Source organism: Idiomarina sp. H2 (assembly GCF_004364275.1).
Taxonomy (GTDB): Bacteria; Pseudomonadota; Gammaproteobacteria; order Enterobacterales; family Alteromonadaceae; genus Idiomarina; species Idiomarina loihiensis.
Genome location: NZ_SNZY01000005.1, coordinates 43,996 through 64,281, shown reverse-complemented (window position 1 = coordinate 64,281; position 20,286 = coordinate 43,996). Strand labels below are relative to the sequence as shown.

Here is a 20,286-nt window from a genome sequence, read left to right as displayed (position 1 = left end):
TATAAAAGTTATGACGTTACATTATGACTTTTGTTTGAGATTTTTCAAGCATTGCTGACCAAAGTGACAGGAAAACGGACAATAAACTCCACGCCGTTCTTTTCTTCACTAAAGAAGTGAATGTTTCCGCCCAGTACCTGAGTCACTAAATTGTAGACCAAATGCAGACCCAGCCCGCTGCCGCCGGAACCTCGTTTGGTGGTCACAAAAGGGTCAAATATTTTACGGTTAATATCACTGGGAACACCTTTACCATTGTCGGTATAAACCATTTCCAGCTTGTCATCACCTACCATAGTAAAGCTAATGTCCACTCGTCCGCTGCTATACCCTTCAAAAGCATGGATCATAGAATTGACAATAAGGTTAATCAGCACCTGATTTAACGGTCCGGCTTTAGCGCGCACAGTCAGCCCTTCAGGGCATGAAATACGGATAGGGAATTTCTCCGGATCCAGGCGTCTGGGCTTAACCGAAATAAGAACATCGTTCATGAACGACGGAATATGAATATCCCGGTCAATTTCTGATGACTGATCAACTGCCACCTGCTTGAAGCTGGTAACCAGATCCGCCGCCCGGCCCAAATTACGGTAAATAATTTGCAGGTTTTCATCGCAATCACTTAAAAAGCGCTCGAACTCTGAGGTTGAAATTCGCTTCTCGTCGAATTTCTCCTGCATTATCGTTAATTTGTCCTGCAGCAAAGTGGAAGCGGTAACTGACAGACCTATTGGTGTATTAACCTCGTGGGCAATACCGGCCACCATGTCGCCCAGTGACGCCATTTTTTCCGATTCAACCAGTTGCCCCTGATACTGGTGCAGTTGTTCCAGTGTTTTAAGCAGCTCACTGTTGGATTCTTTTAGTGCCTGGGTACGCTGAGTAACCTGACGTTCCAGCTCGGTATTTAACTGACTGGCTTCTTCTTCGGCCCGGCGCTGCCGGCTAATGTGTTGCTGCACACGATCAAGCATGGTGTTAAATGCGTGCGCCATCATATCGAATTCAACCAGCTTTGACGGCGCCAGGCGCAATGAATAGTTTTTGTCCCGGGCAACCTGAGAAATCACATCAACTACGCTGTCTAATGGCGTGACAATAGTCTTTCGCAAGCGCAAAGTTATTAGCCAGCAAAGTAGCAGTGTCAGTACGAAAACCACGCTGGCAATGCCAATTGAGCGCCACATGAATAAGCGGGCCTGCTCCAGTGAGCCACGCAAATACACGTAACCAATGACTTCATCGTCAAGTACTACGGGCTGAGAAACTTCAATGTAGTTGTCGTTAGTTTGCGGTGTTGTCAGTTTATCCAGTTTAGCGAACCGCGCCGGAATAGGGGGCAGGCCTTTTTTATTGTAGCTCGAGAAAAAGGTCAGTTCGTTACTGGTTTCATCCATTTTGTAGACATGAACATGCTGAATAAACGAGGTGTTCTCTAATGAACTCAGGCGTTGTTTTTCGTTAGCGTTGTCATTAAAAACTAAGCTGCTGGCAGCGTTGCCAGCCACAATGCGGGAATAAGACAAAGCCTGGTCATGCAATGATTCCTGATATTGTGCAACCTGACTCACAATATTAACCGTAAAACCGACGAGAAGCGCGAAGCTGGTGACCAACAACACGATATAAATCAGTATGCGCTTCAGTGAAATGGTATGCATTCAGTCTACGGCTCAATCTCTGAAAAAATTATATGTTTACTAATGTTAGCAAAGCGTTAACAAAAAAGGCATCAGTTAAACAAAAAAACGGGTTATTTATCGACAAGTTGCATGGTAAACACGATAACGGCCATTATCGGCTATAACACTGCAGTTGCCAAACACCGATTCAATAACCTCTGGCCAGGGCAGAAAACGGTTAGCAACGACTCTAAAAGCACCTTGTTTATTAAGGTGTTGCCGGGCATTGCTAATAAATTTCCGTGCAATTTCATAGTCGGTTCTCTGTCCGGTGTGAAACGGGGGATTACTGACAATGAAATCAAACTGTCCGGCATTTTCCGGTATGCCATCGGCTAAACGCAACTCGGGTGTTATTGGTTCATTGGCCAGTGTTATCTCACTGGCGGCAATGGCAATAGGACTCACATCACAGGCCATAAGTTCAGTGGCCACTGAAGCTAACTGCTTAGCGATAACTCCCGCACCGCAGGCAAAATCCATACCGCGGCCTTTGGGTAGATCCTTAATATGTTGCAGTAACAGCAAAGTTGCCGGGTCAATATGCTCACGACTGAATACGCCAGGCAAAGTAACAAAAGACTCTTGTTGCTGGTTTAATTCATAAGTGATGTTTTTGGCGTAGTCCTCAACCGAGGCGCTTTGATGAACCTGCTCATTGCGTTCACTGGCAAAAAGCAGGCAATGGTTTGCCGAAGCCAGTTTCTGCGGCGGCTGTAACCAGGCAGGCAAATGTTTCATTAAAGGTTGAATACCAGAGCGTTTTTCGCCGGCAAACCATACCGGAGTGCCAGTTGGTAACGACGCTAACTGTTCCAGTAAATACTGATTCAGCTCTTTTTCCTTTGCTACCAGAAATAAAACACCGTCGTAATGACTAAGGTTAGGAGGTTGAATTTGGCAAAAAACCGGGCGCCCGGCTGCTTTCCAATAAGCCGCGTGACCCGCGTGAAAACTCCAGGCCGAGGCATTAGGTAAGGCAGATAATTCGCCACCACCGGGATGAATAACCAATAATGAGCCATTAGCCCAGGGTTGCCCGGACTGACGTCCAAGCATAGATAAAATTGCAGCTGACATAGTGATACTCAACGGCTTAGAGCAAGCTGTCTACTCGTAGTTTTTTGTCCTGAAGTAAGAACATTGTACCATTTCGATGTTCTTTTATGCGCAGACTTTTCTCTTTAAAGATAAACAAAATACCCGGGAAGACTTCTTTGCTGACCATAGTGCGCAAAACGGGGTGGTTTTCGAATGCTTCCAGTATCGAATCTATGCTGGTTCGGGTATTAACAATGCGAGCTTTAAGTTTGCGTAACTCAATTTTTAGCTTTTTCTGGTATTCGAGTTTTTTCACGCCATCTTCCAGTTTGTCGCAACGGTTTAACCCCTGCTGTACCACTTTTACTCTGGCCAGAGTTTTTGCCAGCAGCGCACGCATACTGTTTAAGTGCTGAAGTGACTGGGGGTCAGCGGGCGGAAGCGACCAGTAAATACGGGTTTTAGTGCCAGCCGGAGCGCCCAGCTGTCCACAATAGACATGATCACAGGTTTCAATAGTGCCACCAATGAGTTTGCCGCGGGCATTACGGCCTTCACCACCAATGGCCAGCGGTCCTTTGGTTATGACATGGCAATGGGTTAACTGTTTGTCCGTATTCACACCGGTTTGAGCTTCAAAGTAGGAATACTGAGCATAGGCACACCAGATGGAACCACCGGCAACAAGCTTGGTGGACACATCGGGTATCCATTCATCGGCGTCTTCGTCGTTCTCAGCATTATCGCCTGAATGAATCAGGTGACCGATACAACCTTTACGCACCGTGATATTGCCTTCGGCATGTAACTCGGCTGAATCGACATAGCCACCTACCGTAATGTCGCCTGTACAAGTTACCTTCATTCCTTCACTGACATTGCCGGTGACAATCACGCTGCCCTTAAACTTAACGTGACCAGTTGATACATCGACGTTGTTTAACTGCATAACATCATCAACCTGCACGCTGTTTTCGTTAAAGCTGGGCATGCCGGTCCGGTCTGCAACAATTAAATTGGCATCGGTATCGCTAACACGAGTGCCTTCACCGGGTTTAAAGTCGCGGTCCTCACCGTCGCGGGCTTCCAGTTCCTGGCCAAAAACAGTAAAGCCAACACGACCTTTGCTCGGAGGTATCTTCTGCAATAGCGGAGAGTCTGGATCAACCGTGACTTCGGCTCCTAAATCGCGCATGTCCGCCGTACCGTCTTCACGCAACTGAGGGCGTAACACGCGTTTTCGAGCATCATCTGTCAGGGGTTTAAATTTGGCATTGCTGCCATTGATAGGGTATTTTCCCTTGGCCACGGTAACCGATAGCTCAGCACCGGGTGGAGCTTCATTAGTGTGTTCAACCAAGGCGTCAATAGCCTTGCGCTGAATGCCCGAGGTGATTTTCTTTTCCTTCAGCTTGGCAATGATAGATTCCTGCGTCAGGGCTTTGCCGCCATAACCGACAATACCGCTGGCAGTGACTTTCATATCATCGTCGCTTACTTGCAAATTTAAATCAGCGTCAAAAATCTCGGCAATAGCGACTTGAAAGGGAATGCTGCTGTTAGAGTCTTTACTGTAATGCTGGGAATACTTTGTTGCGGTTTGCAGCAGCATTTGTGGATCAAGCAATTTTGCAGCCGAAAACTTAGAAGCCTGCCAAGCTTGCTGTAGTTTATCTGCTTTGACCTCTGAGGGAGGGGTGCCGGCATCAATACTGATGTACACATCTCTTTCAGAAACCCGGAAACTGACCGGACTGGACATAGGGCGCCTGTACTCTAATTGTTGTTATAATTTTTATCGGGCTATTTTAACGAATGTTTACCCTTTTTTGTATTAATTTTAATCGTCCAGGACAACTTCATTACAGTAGCTTGCTATTTTTTCATTCACTGCGGCTAATTCAACGTTAACTTGTGTAATTGCTTCAGCGCGCTGCTCATAAGTCTTCTGCTGCCAGTTTTTGAAAAGTTGTGCAGCCAAAAGGCTCAAGTCAGTCGCGCCAATAGTAGCACTTAAACTTTTTAACGTATGTAACTGTAAGCGGGCCGCTTCAACATCTTCTAATAAGTCCTCTGTATTCAGCAAAGGAGCAAACTGTTCCAGGTAACAGTTCAGCACTTCCCGGTAGAGGTTGTGCTGGTTATCACAATGGCGCAGACCGCGGTTAAAATCAATCTGTACTGAATTACTGCTCATAAGGTTTGTTCTCGTAAACCTCGGTAAAAGAATCAACGCTTTCGGTAGCGTCCGACATGGCGTCTTTATCAAACTGTGCAACGTTGAATAAGGCTTCGCCTTCATTAGCTACCGGAATATTACTGCAGCCTATAATAATGCCGCGTACCGGAGATTCAACCGCATCGCCTTCGCCACCATGCGGGTTAACGCTTAAGGCTAATACTTGTTGTTTCTGAATGGTTTGTCCTAGCTCAACTTTGGGAATAATAAGGCCGTCGCGTTCTGCCCGAACCCAGGTGGAACGACGGGCAATGACAGGTGTAATACGACGACCACGACGGCGGCCTTTCATCATTTTTAAGTGCTTCATTACATTCTGTACGCCAATAACGCCGGCACTTATCGAGGCCTCATCAAAGCGCAGTCCTTCACCTGCCTCATATAAAATGAGAGGAATACCGAGCTCATTGGCTAAAGCCCGCAAGGAACCGTCGCGCTCTTTAGAGTGCAGAATAACCGGCGTGCTGAAAACCTTCGCCATGGCCAGTGCTTTTTCGTTTTCAACGTCTACCCGAATTTGCGGCAGGTTACTGCGGTGAATAGCTCCCGTGTGCAAGTCCACAATGTGGGTCGACTTTTTGACCAGCTCTTCACTGAACAAATACGCCATACGACTTCCCAGAGCACCGCGTTCCGAGCCGGGAAAGCAACGGTTTAAATCACGCCGGTCAGGCAAGTATCGAGACTGCTGAATAAACCCAAATAAGTTAACAATAGGCACCACGACTAAAGTGCCGCTGAGCGTGCGGGCGTCGGTGGTATTAATTAAGCGTCGGCAAACTTCAATGCCGTTCAGCTCATCACCATGAATAGCCGCGCAAACCAGCAATACGGGGCCGGGCTTGGTGCCATGAAACACATCTATGCGTAAGTCCAGCGGTGCGTCGTTATACAAACGCAACGCGGGCAGAGTTATATGCTGATGCGATCCCGGCTCTACCCATTGTCCAGCCAGTTCAAAACCGTTCATTTTATCCTTGCCCTTTGGTACGGGTTTTATGCGCTTTGGCGTTTTTCTCAAGGAAGGTAATAATTTGCGACGCAACGTCTTTCTCGGTTGCCTGTTCAATACCTTCAAGCCCTGGTGACGAGTTCACTTCCATAACTAATGGACCGTGGTTAGAGCGTAAGATATCCACACCCGCTACGTTAAGCCCCATGGTTTTAGCGGCTTTAACCGCCGTTGCGCGCTCAGCCGGAGTTAGCTTAACTAGTGACGCGCTGCCGCCACGGTGCAAATTTGAACGAAACTCACCGGCTTTTGCCTGGCGCTTCATTGCTGCAATGACTTTGTCGCCAATAACCAAACAGCGAATGTCCGCACCACCAGCTTCTTTAATGTATTCCTGCACCATAAAGTTGGAGTGCAGACCCATAAAGGCTTCAATAACACTTTCAGCGGCCTGACGGGTTTCGGCTAACACCACACCAATGCCCTGAGTACCTTCCAGCAATTTAATAACCAGCGGTGCACCGCCAACCATGTCAATGAGGTCAGGAATGTCCTGTGGCTGACTGGCAAAACCAGTTGTCGGCAGGCCTATGCCTTTTCGCGACAGCAATTGCAGCGAGCGCAACTTGTCGCGGCTACGGGAAATGGCAACCGACTCATTTAACGGATAGCTGCCTATCATTTCAAACTGGCGCAAAACAGCGGTGCCATAAAAGGTCACTGACGCTCCAATACGCGGAATAACGCAGTCGTAGTGGGGCAGTTCCTTGCCGTGCTTATGGATAGATGATTCACGCGCATTAATGTTCATGTAACATCTTAGCGGGTTAAGCACGTCAACTTCGTGTCCACGCTCTTCAGCGGCTTCCACTAAGCGGCGAGTTGAATAAAGTGAGGCGTTACGCGATAAAATCGCAATTCTCATTGCTCTTCTCCTAATAAGTGAGAGGCTTGTGGATCTACGATAAAGTTTCCGCGCATGGCTTGTCGACCCAATAACATACGGAACTTCATGGTGTCTCTATTAGTTAATGTCAGTTCGACCGCCTGGTCAAACTTACCCAGTTGTAATCGGGTTCGGATCACATAACGGGTTTCAGTATGACCGCCGGAGTCGGTTACTTCACGTTTATCAAATACCGGGGCTTCGCACACTTGTTCGCGCAAAGAGCCTTGCTCCGGGTGCATAAAAATACGCAACCATTCCTGGCCGTCGCGTTCAAAAGGTTCAAGTTTGAACGCGTGTAAACACGAAGTTTTGGCGCCAGTATCGACTTTCATATGAATCAGATTAATATTGAGTTCAGGAAGTGCTCCCCACTCTTGCCAGCCAATTGTTGTCATTGTGCTACCTTGTTGTAAATCTTGAATGCTTAATACAGTATTTTTGGTAAAACGCAATTTTTATTGATCGATAGCCATAATTTTTACGTTCGTTTTGAAAACTGCTAGGTTTAATAAGATACTTAGTAATAAGACTCAACTTAAGGATAGCTCATGTCTGTTTGCCCATCTTGTGATTGTCGAAAACCTTTGGGGTTTGGCATTAAAATGGCCTTTCAGCCCATTGTCGATATTTCCAGGAAAAGCGTATTCGCACACGAGGCTCTGGTTCGCGGAGAAAACGGCGAGGGTGCCGGACGAATATTGGGGCAAGTGACTGAAGACAACAAGTACACTTTTGATCAAACCTGTCGGGTTAAGGCAATAGAGACAGCTTCTCGTATTCAATTACCGGGCAGTTTGAGCATTAATTTTATGCCTAACGCCATTTACGAACCGGAAACCTGCCTGGCAACCACTTTATCGACAGCCCGCAAAACCGGGTTTGACCGGAATAAAATTATTTTTGAGGTGACTGAGCAGGAACAGGTTGTGAGCCAGGAGTTTCTGGTGGAAGTGTTTGAAGCTTATCGTAAAGAGGGGTTCAGAACCGCCATCGATGACTTTGGTGCCGGTTACGCCGGGTTGAATTTATTGGCTGACTTTCAGCCGGACATCCTGAAAATTGATATGAAGCTGATTCGGGACATTAATCACAATAAAGTGAAGCAAACACTGGTTCGTTCCATTCAGCAAATTTCAGAAGAGCTGGGTATCCAGCTAATAGCCGAGGGTATTGAAACCGAAGACGAGTACAAATACCTGCGCGACAGTGGCATTACCCTAATGCAAGGCTACTTCTTCCAGAAACCCATGCTGGAAGCCTTCCAGGACATTAATTTCCCGTAACCTGACATTTATGTCAGGTGAGATCCTGGTTCTGTGCGCCCTGTAACCTGACATTTATGTCAGGTGATATATCGCTCCTGACGTAAACGTCAGGCTACTTACGCGATGCCTGTAACTTCTGCAAATGGGCTTTAAAATCGTAAATGTCGCGGTCCAGCGCATTGGAACTTACGTAAAGGTCGTAACCAAGTAATTCCCGCATTTGTTCCATGCGCTTACCAAACACACCAATTAGCCCCTTATAAACAGTGCCATTAGGGCTAATGTAACTGTCCGGAATATCAAAATAAGGTGTATAATCCTCGCGCTCCGGTGCCTGATGCCGCAACGCCATAGTCAGCAACTGACGTTGTTCGAACAATAAGGCAGAAGCAAGCCGGGGCGAAATATCATCCAGCACTTCTTCAACCTGATACAACCGGAACCCCAGAAAGGGGGCGTCTTCAAGCTCCAGCACCCGGTTCACTCGGGGAACGTCGTAACGGATAATATTTTCCCAGCGAATCTGCCATTGTCCACGGCGGTGCAAATAACGAATGCCGTCTTCGGTTATCACCAGTGAAACCGGAGGCTCTATCACTTTACCAATGCCTAACAGCAAGAATATGCCGGACGTTGCGCCGAGCACCACAGTAACACCCACCGGAATATCGTCTCGCACCAGATGAAGGAAAACCAGTAGCGCAAACAACAATACCGCCAACCCACAAAAGGTTAATGCATTGCGCTTAGCCTGAGGACTGACATTAAATTGCATAGTTTCTCCTGTGTACAACCGATGATTCCTCGGATTACATAAACATCCGCTGCAATATCTGCCGGGTGAAATCCTTCTTAAGATAAAAGCCCCGTGGGCGCACTTCAATTATAGTACCTTCCGGGCCAATGGCCTCGGTCAGCGCCGAACCGTCTGCGGCTTTGGGGCGAATTTGCATGGCTTCCCCCTGACGTGCGGTAATACTCTCAACCTGGCCCAAAGCAATACGGTCCATATGCTCTTCCCAGTCGTTGCGCAGCAAGGCTTCTTCCTGTTCGCTAGGTATCCACAAAAACGCACTGCCAACTACCCGCTTGGCTAAAGGCACTTCGCGGCGGCCGTCAATGGGCAGCCACAACACCTGTTGTAATTTATTTCGTACGTTAGAAGTGGTCCATTGGACTCCCTGAATATTTACTAAAGGAGCGGTACAGACAAAAGTGGTTTCCAGCGGTTCACCGTCGGGCGTTACCGGCAGCGTTTTGAGTTCAACACCCAGCTCAGGGAAGTCCTGCGTGGGCTTAGAGCCCGCAGTGGCGCCCAGTTGCAGCTCCAGTAGTTGTCCTACCCAGCCTTTATCGCGGCGCAAATCTTTGGGTACCTTTAATTCGGTTTCAGCGGCCAGATCAGCAAATGTACGGCCGGCTAAAGCCGCCGCGCGCTGAAACAATTCATCAATGGACTGAGGGCGTTGTGGCTTGTCGGTCATGACTTAAATCTTCGTAAATAGTGAATCAGCATTTGCCCGCAACCGGGCTTTATGGAAGAATCCACTGTAACAGAGAATAATTGAGGATGCTCGCGTGATAGATGCAGAAGGGTTCCGGGCAAACGTAGGAATCGTCATCTGTAACGGGCATGGGCAGGTATTTTGGGCTCGTCGAATTAACCAGCAAAGCTGGCAATTTCCGCAAGGAGGAATTCACGAAGGCGAGACCCCTGAGCAGGCAATGTACCGCGAACTCTACGAAGAGGTCGGGTTAAAGCCGGAGCAGGTTGAAATTCTGTACACCAGCCGACAGTGGTTGCGTTATCGCTTGCCAAAGCGCTTAATTCGACGTGAACAGCGGCCCATGTGTGTTGGACAAAAGCAAAAGTGGTTTTTGTTACGGCTAAAATGTCGTGAAGAAGACGTAGATGTTTTACATTCAGGCCACCCTGAATTTGATGGCTGGCGCTGGGTCAGTTATTGGTACCCGGTGCGGCAGGTCGTATCCTTCAAGCGCGATGTATATCGTCGGGTGATGAAAGAGTTTGCCACGCAGGCGATGCCATTTCGAGCTTCGGGAGGGCGTCAGCACAGGCGCAAACGTTAAATATGATGTTGGTTACATTGCAAAGGATAGTCCAGGGCGTCAATAAAGCGCCTGATTTCAACATGGCATTAACTACCATGGTGAGTCAGGTGCGCGAAGCCTTAGAAACCGACAGTTGCAGTGTATTTTTGGCCGACAACGACCAGCGTCAGTTTGTTATGGCGGCCAGTGACGGCTTGCGTGCCGAAGACGGAAAACCCGTCCGGGTCGACTTTGGCGAAGGTATTATCAGTTTAGCGGCACAACGAGAAGAGCCGCTAAACATTGCCGATGCCAGTATGCATCCCGCCAACAAAAAACTCAGCGACACCAACGAGAATATTTATAAGGGCTTACTAGCCGCTCCTATTATCCACCGCCGCAAAGTGCTGGGTATAGTGGTGGTGCATCAAAGTGTGGCGCGCAGTTTTAGTCGTGAAGAAGAAGCTTTTATTGTTACTTTGGCAGCGCAGTTGGCGGCAGTTATAGCGCATGCCGATGCCAAAGGTTTGCTGGTTAGTGAACACTCCCCCTGGATACACAGCTTAAGGGGCTTGCCCGGTTCGCCCGGTGTGGCCGTGGGTGAGGCTTATGTGTCGCGACCAGAAGCGCGTATAGATGAAGTGACTCCACGACGTTCCGACAAACCCATTCACGAAATTCGCAAGTTCCGTCAGGCGGTTGCACGTACCCGAGCCGACTTAAAAGAACTGTCCAGGCGCATGGCGGGGCAGGTGCCGGATGATACGCTGGCAATTTTCGATGTGTACCAGGGCATGCTGGACGCGGCCAGTATGGGCGACGCCGTCGAAAACATGATTAAAGAAGGCTGGCGCGCGCAAACCGCATTAAAATACGTGGTCGAGCAGTTTGTTGCTCAGTTTGAGGCATTAGAAGACTCTTATCTGCAAGAACGCGCCACCGATGTGCGTGACATAGGTCAGCGGGTGCTGTTGCACTTACAAAACCGTCAGCGCAAACGCAAGCCCTTGCCGGACAACTTCATTTTGATAGCGGACGAAGTCACTGCTTCAATGTTGGCCGAGCTGCCGCGAGACCAAATTGCCGGTATCATTTCATTAAATGGTTCGAGTAACTCGCATGCCGCTATTATGGCGCGCAGCATGAACATTCCGGCGGTGCTGGGTGTCGACGACATCGAGCTGCACTTCTTCTCCGACCGCTTGCTGGCAGTAGATGGCTACACTGGCGAAATTTATGTGGACCCGCCAGCGCAAGTATTAACTCAGTTTCATCAGTTAGCCGAAGAAGAACAAGAACTGCGTGACATTGTTACCGAGCACAGTCATTTGCCTGCAGAAACGCAGGATGGTCAGCGCATAAGCCTGCACCTGAACCTTGGGCTGGATGTTACTCACGACTACCTGAAAACGCTGAACATCGATGGCGTGGGTCTGTATCGCTCAGAAATACCTTTCATGATGCGCGACCAATTGCCCACAGAAGACGAACAAACCGAAATGTATCAGGAAGTGCTGGATCAGTTTCCTGATCAGCCAGTGGTTATGCGTACTCTGGATGTTGGCGGAGACAAGCCGCTACCCTATTTTCCGTTAAAAGAAGACAACCCATTTCTGGGGTGGCGCGGTATAAGGTTAACTCTGGACCATCCGGAAATTTTCCTGATTCAAATTCGCGCTATGTTGCGAGCCAGTATTGGCAAAAGCAATTTGCGTATTTTGCTGCCCATGATAACCAGCACCAGCGAAGTTGACGAAGCGTCACGGCTTATCAAACAAGCGTATTTTGAGGTAGCCGAAGAGCAGGGCTGTGAAGTGGGTGTTAACCTGTTTCAGCCGCAGCTGGGCGTGATGATAGAAGTGCCCGCCGCTATTTATCAGTTGCCGGCTATGGCCAGCAAAGTCGACTTTTTCTCGGTCGGCAGTAATGACCTGACACAGTATTTGCTGGCGGTGGACAGGAATAACCGCCGCGTTGCCAGCCTTTATGACGCCTACCACCCGGCAGTATTAGCCAGCCTGGATGAAATCGCCCGGCGCTGCGAAGAAATTGGTAAGCCCGTTAGTGTCTGCGGCGAGTTAGCCGGTGATCCGGGCGGTGCTTTACTGCTGGTGGCTATGGGTTATCGACAGCTCAGTATGAACAGTTATAACGTCGACCGGGTGCGCTGGATACTGCGTAATGTGCGTTCCAGCACGTTAAACGTGATGCTGGCTAAAGCTTTGCAGGCACGTAACCCCGATCAAATTCGCAAAATGATTGCCGAGAAGATGGAAAGCATCGGACTCGGTGGTTTTGTCAGAGCAGGGAAATAAGCATGTTACTCACCACCTGGATTTGGTGTATTGGCGGCGGAGCAGTGGCGGGTTTATTAGCCGGCTTGCTAGGTATTGGCGGTGGTCTGGTTATTGTGCCACTACTCATTTATTTACTGCCTATTATTGGCGTGCCGCCGGAGCTGGTTGTCCCCAGCGCAATTGCCACCAGTCTGGCAACCATTTGCATGACCACAGCCAGTGCATCACGTGCGCATGCTAAACATGGTTTGATGGAGAAATTCTGGCTAATTAGGGTATTGCCGGGCTTGTCTGTTGGCGCAATGACGGGCGCTTTTCTGGTCACTGTTGTTGATCCGGACTGGTTAAAAATCATTTTCTCAATTGTGTTAATAGCCCTGGCTGCCCGCATGGTACTTCCGCAGAAAACTGGCGAACCATTAACTTCAGTTTCTAAACGGTTAGTGGCGCTGGGCAGTTATATTATCGGAACCATATCGGGCCTGGTTGGCATTGGCGGTGGTGCGCTGACCGTGCCATTTTTAAGCCGTATGCGCTTACCGGTGCGCCAGGCTATCGCCATTTCCTCGCTCGGCAGCTTTGTTATTGGTTGCAGCTCGGTCGTAATGTTCATTTTAAATGGCTGGTTGTCGGGTAGGGAAACCGGTGCTTTAGGTCTAATTAATGTGCCTGCCTGGTTAGGGATTTCCGTTGCATCGGTGCTATTCGCCCCACTGGGTGCTAAACTGGCGCACAAATTACCAGTTAAACAGTTACAGCGCGTTTTTGCGGCGTTTTTAATTCTGGTCGCCATACAACTTATTTTTAATTAACTATAAAGCAGGGAGTACAAGCAGTGCCGTCTAATGACTATTGGCAATTTCCCGCCATTGATCCTGTTCTTTTTCATATTTGGGGACCTTTGGACATTCGCTGGTATGGCCTTGCCTATATAGCGGCTTTTGCCTTCGCTTATTTTTGGGGCATGCGCCAGACCAAAACAGACCCTAACTGGAGCAAAGAAGAATTCAGCGATCTGATGTTCTGGGGTTTTATCGGCGTTATTCTCGGTGGTCGTATTGGTTATACCCTGTTCTATCACTTTGACTACTTTATCGATAACCCGTTGTACCTGTTCTACATTCACGAAGGCGGTATGTCATTCCACGGCGGCTTGCTGGGTGTTATTGCTGCTATGTATCTGTATGCCCGCAAAAAACAGCGCTCGTTTTTGCAAGTAGGCGACTTTGTTGCTCCGTTAGTGCCTATGGGGTTATTTTTCGGACGCATTGGTAACTTTATTAACGGCGAGCTTTGGGGGCGTGCGGCAGAAGTGCCCTGGGCTATGTATTTTCCCAGTGGCGGGCCGGTGCCACGCCATCCGTCACAGTTATACGAAGCTTTGTTAGAAGGCCTGCTGTTGTTCGCTGTTATTCTGTGGTTCCAGCGCAAACCCCGAGGCGTTGGTGCGGTTAGCGGGTTGTTTCTGTTAGGCTACGGCGTGGCTCGTTTCATAGTTGAGTTCTTCCGGGAGCCCGATGCACACTTAGGTTTATTATCACTCGGCATGTCCATGGGCCAATGGCTGACCCTGCCAATGATTATTCTGGGTATTATTCTCATGGTACGTGCAAAGCGCGCCGCTTAAAATGGGGGTCGCGGGAAGCGGCTGTTGGGTCACATGTTTCGCTTGAGCGTTAAGGGGCTCTATGCCAGAGACGCTGCAAGTTCATCCATGAACGCTTGACGAAGGCCATCCATGGCCTTCGACACTCTGGCATAGAGCCCCTCAACACTCGTAACGCTTACATGCGCCCCAACAGCCGTTTATCAGCCTTTAGCCCTTAAACGTCAGCGCTACACCGCAAATGGGTATTTAATAGGCTCGTGGCACTCGTAGCCGCTGACGGTGAAATCATCTTTGCTGACCCAGGTTTCAATATCTTCAAGAGACTTAATTTCTGGATTTATGTGCAACTTAGGCGACGGGAAAGGTTCGCGCTTCAGCTGTACATCACGCATGAGTTCCAGCTGGTTCTCATAAATGTGAGCGTTCACTATCTTGTGGTAGGCCTTGCCCGGCTTGTGACCAGTAATTTGTGCCACCAAAGCTAAAAGAGCAAAGCACTGAATTTGGTTAAAGTTGAGTCCCAGTGGCACGTCACAGCTGCGTTGGTAAGAGGTTAGGTAAAGCGTGTCGCCTAACAGCGAAAAGTTGTGGGTATGCATGCACGGACGCAAACAACCCAGTTCAAATTCACCAGGGTTATAGAAAGTAACAATTTCCCCACGGTCATCAATGCCTTTCGACAGGTTATTAATGACCTTTTCCAGCTGGTCTAAGTGGCTGCCATCCGGCTTTTGCCATGAGCGCCCCTGCACACCGTAAACGCGGCCCATGTCGTCTTCGCCTTTGCGATTCGCATTATTCAGCCATGCCTGGTTTTCGTTGGCATTGGCGTCCCAGGTTTTGCAGCCAATATCGCGGAATTGAGCGGCGCTATCGTAGCCACGTAAATAGCCTAAAAGTTCAGCAATAGCCGACTTGTAATAGCTTTTCCGGGTAGTAATTAGCGGGAATTGGTTGTTGGCAACGTCGTACTCTAAGTCGGCGTTTATAACCGTTAGACAATTAATGCCTGTACGTTCATTTTTAACCCAGACCCCTTCGTCGACAATGCGTTGACACAGTTGTAAGTATTGCTTCATTTTTTAAATAAATTGTGTTGTGCGTAATGTTTTATATCGTACCTGATGCAATAGCATCAGGCTACTGTGTGCGCTAGAATAAAAGCATTCAACAATGGCCGGGAGCCTGAATCTATGACGTTAAAAGTCACCCTGTGCGATGATTCCAAAATGGCGCGTAAGCAGCTACTACGCACGCTGCCAGATGACTGGGATGCAGAGGTTCACCAGGCGGAGCACGGAGAGCAGGCGCTGACGTGCGTGCGCGAAGGTCGCGCCGAAGTACTGTTTCTGGACTTAAACATGCCGGTAAAAGACGGCTACGAAACTCTGCAGGCTATAAAAGAAGAGCAACTAGAGACTCTGGTTATTGTCGTGTCCGGTGACATTCAGCCCGAGGCTCAAAAGCGTGTGCAGGCGCTGGGGGCTATGGCTTTTGTGAAAAAGCCCATGAAGCCAGAAGACATACAAACTCTGTTGCAGCAATTTGGTTTGTACCAACCGGCCGCGGGTCAGCTTAAACTGGCCGATGAAACACCACAGGCTCCGGCGAATCCGCTGGATGTTTACCGGGAAGTATCGAACGTTGCCATGGGGCAAGCAGGTGATCACTTAGCCCGGGTGCTGGATACCTTTATTGAACTGCCTGTACCTAATGTCAATTTTATCGCCCCTTCCGAGCTGCACATGGCCATAGAGTCTATCGACACCAACAAGCAGGTGGCCGCGGTAAGTCAGGGGTTTTCCGGCAGCGGTATTCTTGGCGAAGCGCTAACGCTGTTTAATGACGCCTCTATTGACGATATTGGCAAGTTGCTGGGCGCCAAGCTTGGTGAAAGCGGCTCAATTAAGCAGCAACGCATAGAGTCATTAATGGATGTCGCCTCCATTTTGTCCTCGGCGTGTTTAAACGGCTTAGGCCAGCAACTGCATGTGGAATTTGCGGCGTCGCAGCCGGTGCTGTTAGGCGAACATCAGTCAATGCGGGAATTAATTAAACATGGCGAACATCGCTGGCAGAAAATTCTGGCAATAGAAATAGGTTATCAGTTACCGGAGCACAAACTGGCTTTCGACTTACTGCTGTTATTTCCGGCCGACGCGGTTAAAATTCTTGACCAGCAGCTGGCTCATTGGCTTCAGGGAGACGACGAATGATAGACGATATGGACGAACTGCACAGTAAACTGAGCATTCTGGGCGCCATTGATGTCGGTATTGTGGTTATTGATAACGACAACAACATTCAGATGTGGAACGAGTTTATGCAGAATCACAGTGGCCTGCGGCCTAGTGAAGTACGCGATAAAAACTTATTTCGCTGCTGTCCGGGTATCGAAGAGGCTTGGTTTCAGCGTAAAATTGACCGGGTGCGGCAGTTAAATTCGCGGGTGTTTATTACCTGGCAACAACGTCCTTACGTCTTTCGTTTTCGCCACAGCCGCCCAATAAGCGGGCAGAGTGAATGGATGTACCAGAATGTCACCTTAATTCCGCTGAAGAACCCGCGTGGTGAAGTGCACCAGGTGGGCATTATTATTTACGATGTGAGTGAACAACCCAGCCATGAGTGAAGAAGTACCTGATCAACGTTTTGGCGGCGTAAGCCGTGTATACGGACAAGCGTCGTTAACGCAGTTTCAGCAGTTACATATTGTGGTCGCCGGGCTTGGCGGCGTTGGCTCATGGGCGGTGGAAGCTCTGGCGCGTACAGGTATTGGTAAGCTAACGCTAATCGACCTGGACGATGTGTGTGTCACTAACATTAACCGACAGCTACCGGCTACCGATGACACCATAGGCCAGCTTAAGAGCGAAGTACTGGCGCAGCGGGTGAAAAGCATTAACCCTAACTGCGAAGTGCGGGTAATTGACGACTATTTGCTGCCGGAAAACTTTGAAGAGTACTTAACCGGCGCCGATGCCGTGCTCGATGCCATAGACAGCGTTAATACTAAGTCTGCTTTGGTGGCCTGGTGCAAGCGTCGCAAGTTACGCATAGTGGTGTGCGGCGGAGCGGGTGGGCAGATAGACCCTGGTATGATCCGCGTCGGTGACCTTGCCAAAGCCAAACAAGACCCGTTGTTGGCTAAGGTGCGCTCACAACTGCGCCGCGACTACGGCTTTTCCAAGAACCCCAAACGTAAATGGGGCGTTGACTGTGTCTATTCCGAAGAGCAGTTGCGCTATCCAATAATTTCCGGTGAACACGAAGGCGAAGTCACGCTGCAAAAACCGGGCTCCGGCACCATGCGCATGGACTGCAGCTCCGGCTTTGGCGCCGCCATGGTAGTCACCTGCAGCTTCGCCATGCAAGCCACCGCTACATTATTGAAGCGATTGACATCCAAAAAATAATCTTTTGCGTGATATAGGTTGCAAAAATAGATTTTTTTGTCTATTTTGAGTGTAATATCACTCAATTTTAAGTGTGTGCTGTACATTATTATAACTATGTCCGAAGGCGGGTTAGCAAGTATTCCAAGAAAGTTGAAACTCTGGGGGCTGCTATGAGCAAAAATAACCGGCTTAGCGGCGAAGAGCGAGAAGCTCTTATTGAGCGCATTGCGCTACAGCTATTACAGGGTGAAATAAGCCAGGGACAAGCGTTGCAGGAGTTCAGAAAAAAAATTACTGCAATGAATCAAAGCGACTATGCCGAGCTCACGAAAACTTCCCGAAAGACCGTTTCGGAAGTGGAAAATGACTTGGGTAATTATTCTAGTGATGTCATTAATAGACTGTTTAAGCCTTTTGGACTAAAAGTTGGCCTGGTTCCGGCATCCGCTCGGTTAAAGCGCCGTACATTGAAGGTATCGTGAGCGCGCCCGACAGTTATGGGAGCTACTGCGGAGGTGTGCAGCGCCAAGGATGGCGCTGCCCAAGCCCTACAGGGATGTATTCACGGGCGTCCTCCGCAGTAGTTCCTATAACCTCAGCGCTCTCTCACGCCTCAATAACCCGCAGCTTCAAGGTTTTGGCTACCTGGTACAGGCCGTTGCTGCGCGAGGGGCTGAGCGCGTTGTCCAGGCCTTCGGCGCGGTAAAAGGCGTCAATGTCAAAGGCCGCTATTTCCGCTACCGGGCAGCCATCCAGCCGTTGTTGCAAAAACGCCAACAAGCCGCGCACTATGCGTGACTCCGAGTCAAAACGAATTACTACGGCCTCCACATCAGAAGTATCCAGCCACAGCCACACCCGAGCCTCGCAGCCACCCACCAGATGATCGTCATCACGACATTCCGACGGGTATTCTGGTAGACTTTTAGCTTGTTGAACTAAGTGACGAAAAAGCTGTTCCCAGCTGGCCATGTAAACTCTCCCTTACGGCAATAGAGTTTTATTCTCCCATAACTTGTGAGATCGACGCCAGTCTAGGATAATGGCAACATAATAAATACCAACATTCAGAACATTCCAGAAAAAGGAAGACAACATGAAGATACTTGTCGCGGTTAAGCGCGTCATTGACTACAACGTCAAGGTGCGCGTTAAACCAGATCAGTCCGATGTCGATTTGGCAAACGTCAAAATGGCACTTAACCCATTCTGTGAAATTGCGGTAGAAGAAGCCGTACGCCTGAAAGAAGCAGGCACAGCAGACGAAGTGGTTGTCGTTTCTATTGGCCCTAAAGCGGTTCAAGAACAACTTCGCACCGCCTTAGCACTAGGTGCAGACCGTGCTATTCAGGTTGAAACCGACGACATGCCTGACTCTTTATCTGCCGCCAAAATCTTAAAAGGCGTAGTAGAGAAAGAAGGCCCCGACATGGTTATTCTGGGCAAACAGTCTATCGACTCAGACAACAACCAGACCGGCCAGATGCTGGGTGCTTTAACCGGTATGCCACAGGGCACTTTCGCGTCTAAAGTGGAAGTGGGCGACGGTTTTGTTAACGTCACTCGTGAAATCGATGGCGGACTGCAAACCGTTAAGCTGACTCTGCCAGCGGTTGTCACCACCGACCTGCGCCTGAACGAGCCGCGTTATGCATCGTTGCCAAACATTATGAAAGCCAAGCGTAAGCCGCTGGAAACCACAACTCCGGACGAACTGGGTGTGGAAGTTAAGCGCACTATTAAGCTACTGAAAGTTGAAACGCCTGCGGAACGTAGTGCCGGCGTGAAAGTCGCTGACGTAGATGAGCTGGTCGACAAACTGAAAAACGAGGCGAAAGTATTATGAGCATCTTAGTGGTAGCAGAACACGACAATAACGCGGTTGATCCATCAACCCTGAAAACGTTAGCCGCTGCACAGAAAATCGGTGGCGACATCGAGGTACTGGTTGCCGGCAAAGGGTGCTCAACCGTTGCTGAAAACGTAGCAAAAGCCGACGGCGTGAAAAAAGTCATGCTGGCAGACAATGAAGCTTACGAGCATCAGTTGGCGGAAAACATTAGCGAATTGGTAGCCGACTTAGGTAAAAACTACAGCCACATTCTGGCTCCGGCCACAACTACCGGCAAAAACTTCATGCCGCGCGTTGCTGCATTATTAGACGTAGCGCAGGTGTCTGACATTATCTCGGTAGAAAGCGACGACACCTTTAAGCGTCCTATCTATGCGGGTAACGCCATTGCCACCGTGCAGTCAGAAGACAAAATCAAAGTCATTACCGTTCGTGCAACAGCGTTCGATGCTGTCGCAGAAGAAGGCGGTAGCGGCGAAGTTGAAAGCATCGATTCTGTTTTTAACAACGACAAATCGGAGTTTGTTGAAGAGCAACTGGCAGAATCAGAACGTCCTGACCTGACTTCAGCAGAAATCGTTATTTCTGGTGGTCGTGGTATGCAGAACGGCGAAAACTTCCACTTGCTGGAAGACGTCGCCGACAAACTGGGCGCTGCCGTAGGTGCATCACGCGCTGCAGTAGACGCCGGTTTCGTACCTAACGACATGCAGGTTGGTCAAACCGGTAAAATTGTTGCACCGCAGCTTTATATTGCGGTAGGCATTAGTGGTGCTATCCAGCACTTAGCCGGTATGAAAGACTCTAAAGTCATTGTTGCCATAAACAAAGACGAAGAAGCACCTATCTTTCAGGTCGCAGACTACGGGTTAGTTGCCGACTTATTCGATGTACTACCGGAATTAAACAGCAAAATCTAACGCCTATAGAGCTGTTAAAACCGCTAC

Annotated in this window: 22 protein-coding genes; 11 read left to right on the top strand and 11 right to left on the bottom strand. The window is 49.1% G+C overall.

What is annotated here, in order from left to right; translation table 11 throughout:
- Positions 1–44: 44 nt before the first annotated feature.
- From DET62_RS07820 to DET62_RS07790, 7 genes are all read right to left on the bottom strand, one after another.
- Positions 45–1,664, bottom strand: a complete 1,620-nt coding sequence (locus DET62_RS07820) for an ATP-binding protein (RefSeq protein ID WP_011233753.1) — start codon at positions 1,662–1,664, stop codon at positions 45–47.
- A gap of 96 nt (positions 1,665–1,760) precedes the next feature.
- Entirely contained in the window at positions 1,761–2,765 is a 1,005-nt protein-coding gene (locus DET62_RS07815; RefSeq protein ID WP_034818482.1) for a class I SAM-dependent methyltransferase, read from the bottom strand.
- 16 nt (positions 2,766–2,781) lie between these two features.
- Positions 2,782–4,488 carry a FapA family protein gene (locus DET62_RS07810; protein WP_110013608.1) on the bottom strand — a complete coding sequence of 569 codons (1,707 nt, stop codon included), beginning with the start codon at positions 4,486–4,488 and terminating at the stop codon, positions 2,782–2,784.
- A 78-nt stretch (positions 4,489–4,566) separates the two neighbouring features.
- Positions 4,567–4,923 carry an Hpt domain-containing protein gene (locus DET62_RS07805; RefSeq protein WP_034818480.1) on the bottom strand — a complete coding sequence of 119 codons (357 nt, stop codon included), beginning with the start codon at positions 4,921–4,923 and terminating at the stop codon, positions 4,567–4,569.
- Entirely contained in the window at positions 4,913–5,935 is a 1,023-nt protein-coding gene (locus DET62_RS07800) for a succinylglutamate desuccinylase/aspartoacylase family protein (protein ID WP_034818479.1), read from the bottom strand. The genes DET62_RS07805 and DET62_RS07800 overlap by 11 nt, the downstream gene beginning before the upstream one ends.
- A gap of 1 nt (position 5,936) precedes the next feature.
- The gene (gene rimK, locus DET62_RS07795; protein ID WP_011233758.1) at positions 5,937–6,842 is read right to left on the bottom strand and encodes a 30S ribosomal protein S6--L-glutamate ligase; all 906 of its coding nucleotides are present in this window, start codon (positions 6,840–6,842) and stop codon (positions 5,937–5,939) included.
- Positions 6,839–7,261: a RimK/LysX family protein gene (locus DET62_RS07790; RefSeq protein ID WP_011233759.1), complete on the bottom strand. Its 423-nt coding sequence runs from the start codon at positions 7,259–7,261 to the stop codon at positions 6,839–6,841. The genes rimK and DET62_RS07790 overlap by 4 nt, the downstream gene beginning before the upstream one ends.
- A gap of 153 nt (positions 7,262–7,414) precedes the next feature.
- Here DET62_RS07790 and DET62_RS07785 point away from each other — a divergent pair, with 153 nt between their 5' ends.
- Entirely contained in the window at positions 7,415–8,149 is a 735-nt protein-coding gene (locus DET62_RS07785) for an EAL domain-containing protein (protein ID WP_034818477.1), read from the top strand.
- Positions 8,150–8,243: 94 nt separating this feature from the next.
- Here DET62_RS07785 and DET62_RS07780 read toward each other — a convergent pair whose 3' ends face one another.
- Together DET62_RS07780 and mutH are read right to left on the bottom strand one after the other, a co-directional pair.
- On the bottom strand, positions 8,244–8,906 hold the full coding sequence (locus DET62_RS07780) for a DUF2982 domain-containing protein (protein ID WP_110013609.1): 663 nt from the start codon (positions 8,904–8,906) through the stop codon (positions 8,244–8,246).
- Between the two features lie 34 nt (positions 8,907–8,940).
- A complete protein-coding gene (gene mutH / locus DET62_RS07775) occupies positions 8,941–9,615 on the bottom strand; it encodes a DNA mismatch repair endonuclease MutH (RefSeq protein WP_110013610.1) in 675 nt (224 codons plus the stop codon).
- Between the two features lie 94 nt (positions 9,616–9,709).
- Between mutH and rppH the strand changes: the two genes are divergently transcribed.
- From rppH to lgt, 4 genes are read left to right on the top strand one after another with little or no spacing between them, the layout of a single operon-like run.
- Positions 9,710–10,222, top strand: coding sequence for an RNA pyrophosphohydrolase (gene rppH, locus DET62_RS07770; RefSeq protein WP_011233763.1), 513 nt, complete (start codon positions 9,710–9,712; stop codon positions 10,220–10,222).
- A gap of 5 nt (positions 10,223–10,227) precedes the next feature.
- Entirely contained in the window at positions 10,228–12,498 is a 2,271-nt protein-coding gene (gene ptsP / locus DET62_RS07765) for a phosphoenolpyruvate--protein phosphotransferase (protein WP_034818547.1), read from the top strand.
- A gap of 2 nt (positions 12,499–12,500) precedes the next feature.
- Entirely contained in the window at positions 12,501–13,292 is a 792-nt protein-coding gene (locus tag DET62_RS07760; protein WP_011233765.1) for a sulfite exporter TauE/SafE family protein, read from the top strand.
- A gap of 23 nt (positions 13,293–13,315) precedes the next feature.
- Entirely contained in the window at positions 13,316–14,107 is a 792-nt protein-coding gene (gene lgt, locus DET62_RS07755; protein WP_034818474.1) for a prolipoprotein diacylglyceryl transferase, read from the top strand.
- A 209-nt stretch (positions 14,108–14,316) separates the two neighbouring features.
- Here lgt and DET62_RS07750 read toward each other — a convergent pair whose 3' ends face one another.
- Positions 14,317–15,168, bottom strand: coding sequence for a thymidylate synthase (locus DET62_RS07750; protein ID WP_034818473.1), 852 nt, complete (start codon positions 15,166–15,168; stop codon positions 14,317–14,319).
- Between the two features lie 114 nt (positions 15,169–15,282).
- Here DET62_RS07750 and DET62_RS07745 point away from each other — a divergent pair, with 114 nt between their 5' ends.
- The 4 genes from DET62_RS07745 (at position 15,283) to DET62_RS07730 (ending at position 17,969) form a co-directional block, all read left to right on the top strand.
- Entirely contained in the window at positions 15,283–16,305 is a 1,023-nt protein-coding gene (locus DET62_RS07745; protein WP_110013611.1) for a response regulator, read from the top strand.
- Complete coding sequence (locus DET62_RS07740) at positions 16,302–16,721, top strand: PAS domain-containing protein (protein ID WP_011233771.1); 420 nt, start codon at positions 16,302–16,304, stop codon at positions 16,719–16,721. The genes DET62_RS07745 and DET62_RS07740 overlap by 4 nt, the downstream gene beginning before the upstream one ends.
- Positions 16,714–17,505 carry a tRNA cyclic N6-threonylcarbamoyladenosine(37) synthase TcdA gene (gene tcdA / locus DET62_RS07735; protein ID WP_110013612.1) on the top strand — a complete coding sequence of 264 codons (792 nt, stop codon included), beginning with the start codon at positions 16,714–16,716 and terminating at the stop codon, positions 17,503–17,505. Before DET62_RS07740 ends, tcdA begins: the two co-directional genes overlap by 8 nt.
- A gap of 152 nt (positions 17,506–17,657) precedes the next feature.
- A complete protein-coding gene (locus DET62_RS07730; RefSeq protein ID WP_051018709.1) occupies positions 17,658–17,969 on the top strand; it encodes a transcriptional regulator in 312 nt (103 codons plus the stop codon).
- A 124-nt stretch (positions 17,970–18,093) separates the two neighbouring features.
- On the opposite strand, the gene DET62_RS07725 is transcribed toward DET62_RS07730, so the two are convergent.
- Positions 18,094–18,459, bottom strand: a complete 366-nt coding sequence (locus tag DET62_RS07725) for a SufE family protein (protein WP_110013613.1) — start codon at positions 18,457–18,459, stop codon at positions 18,094–18,096.
- Between the two features lie 124 nt (positions 18,460–18,583).
- Here DET62_RS07725 and DET62_RS07720 point away from each other — a divergent pair, with 124 nt between their 5' ends.
- Positions 18,584–19,333, top strand: coding sequence for an electron transfer flavoprotein subunit beta/FixA family protein (locus tag DET62_RS07720; protein ID WP_011233774.1), 750 nt, complete (start codon positions 18,584–18,586; stop codon positions 19,331–19,333).
- Positions 19,330–20,259 (top strand): FAD-binding protein, encoded by a 930-nt coding sequence (locus DET62_RS07715; RefSeq protein WP_110013614.1) that lies wholly within the window; start codon positions 19,330–19,332, stop codon positions 20,257–20,259. The genes DET62_RS07720 and DET62_RS07715 overlap by 4 nt, the downstream gene beginning before the upstream one ends.
- Positions 20,260–20,286: the final 27 nt, after the last annotated feature.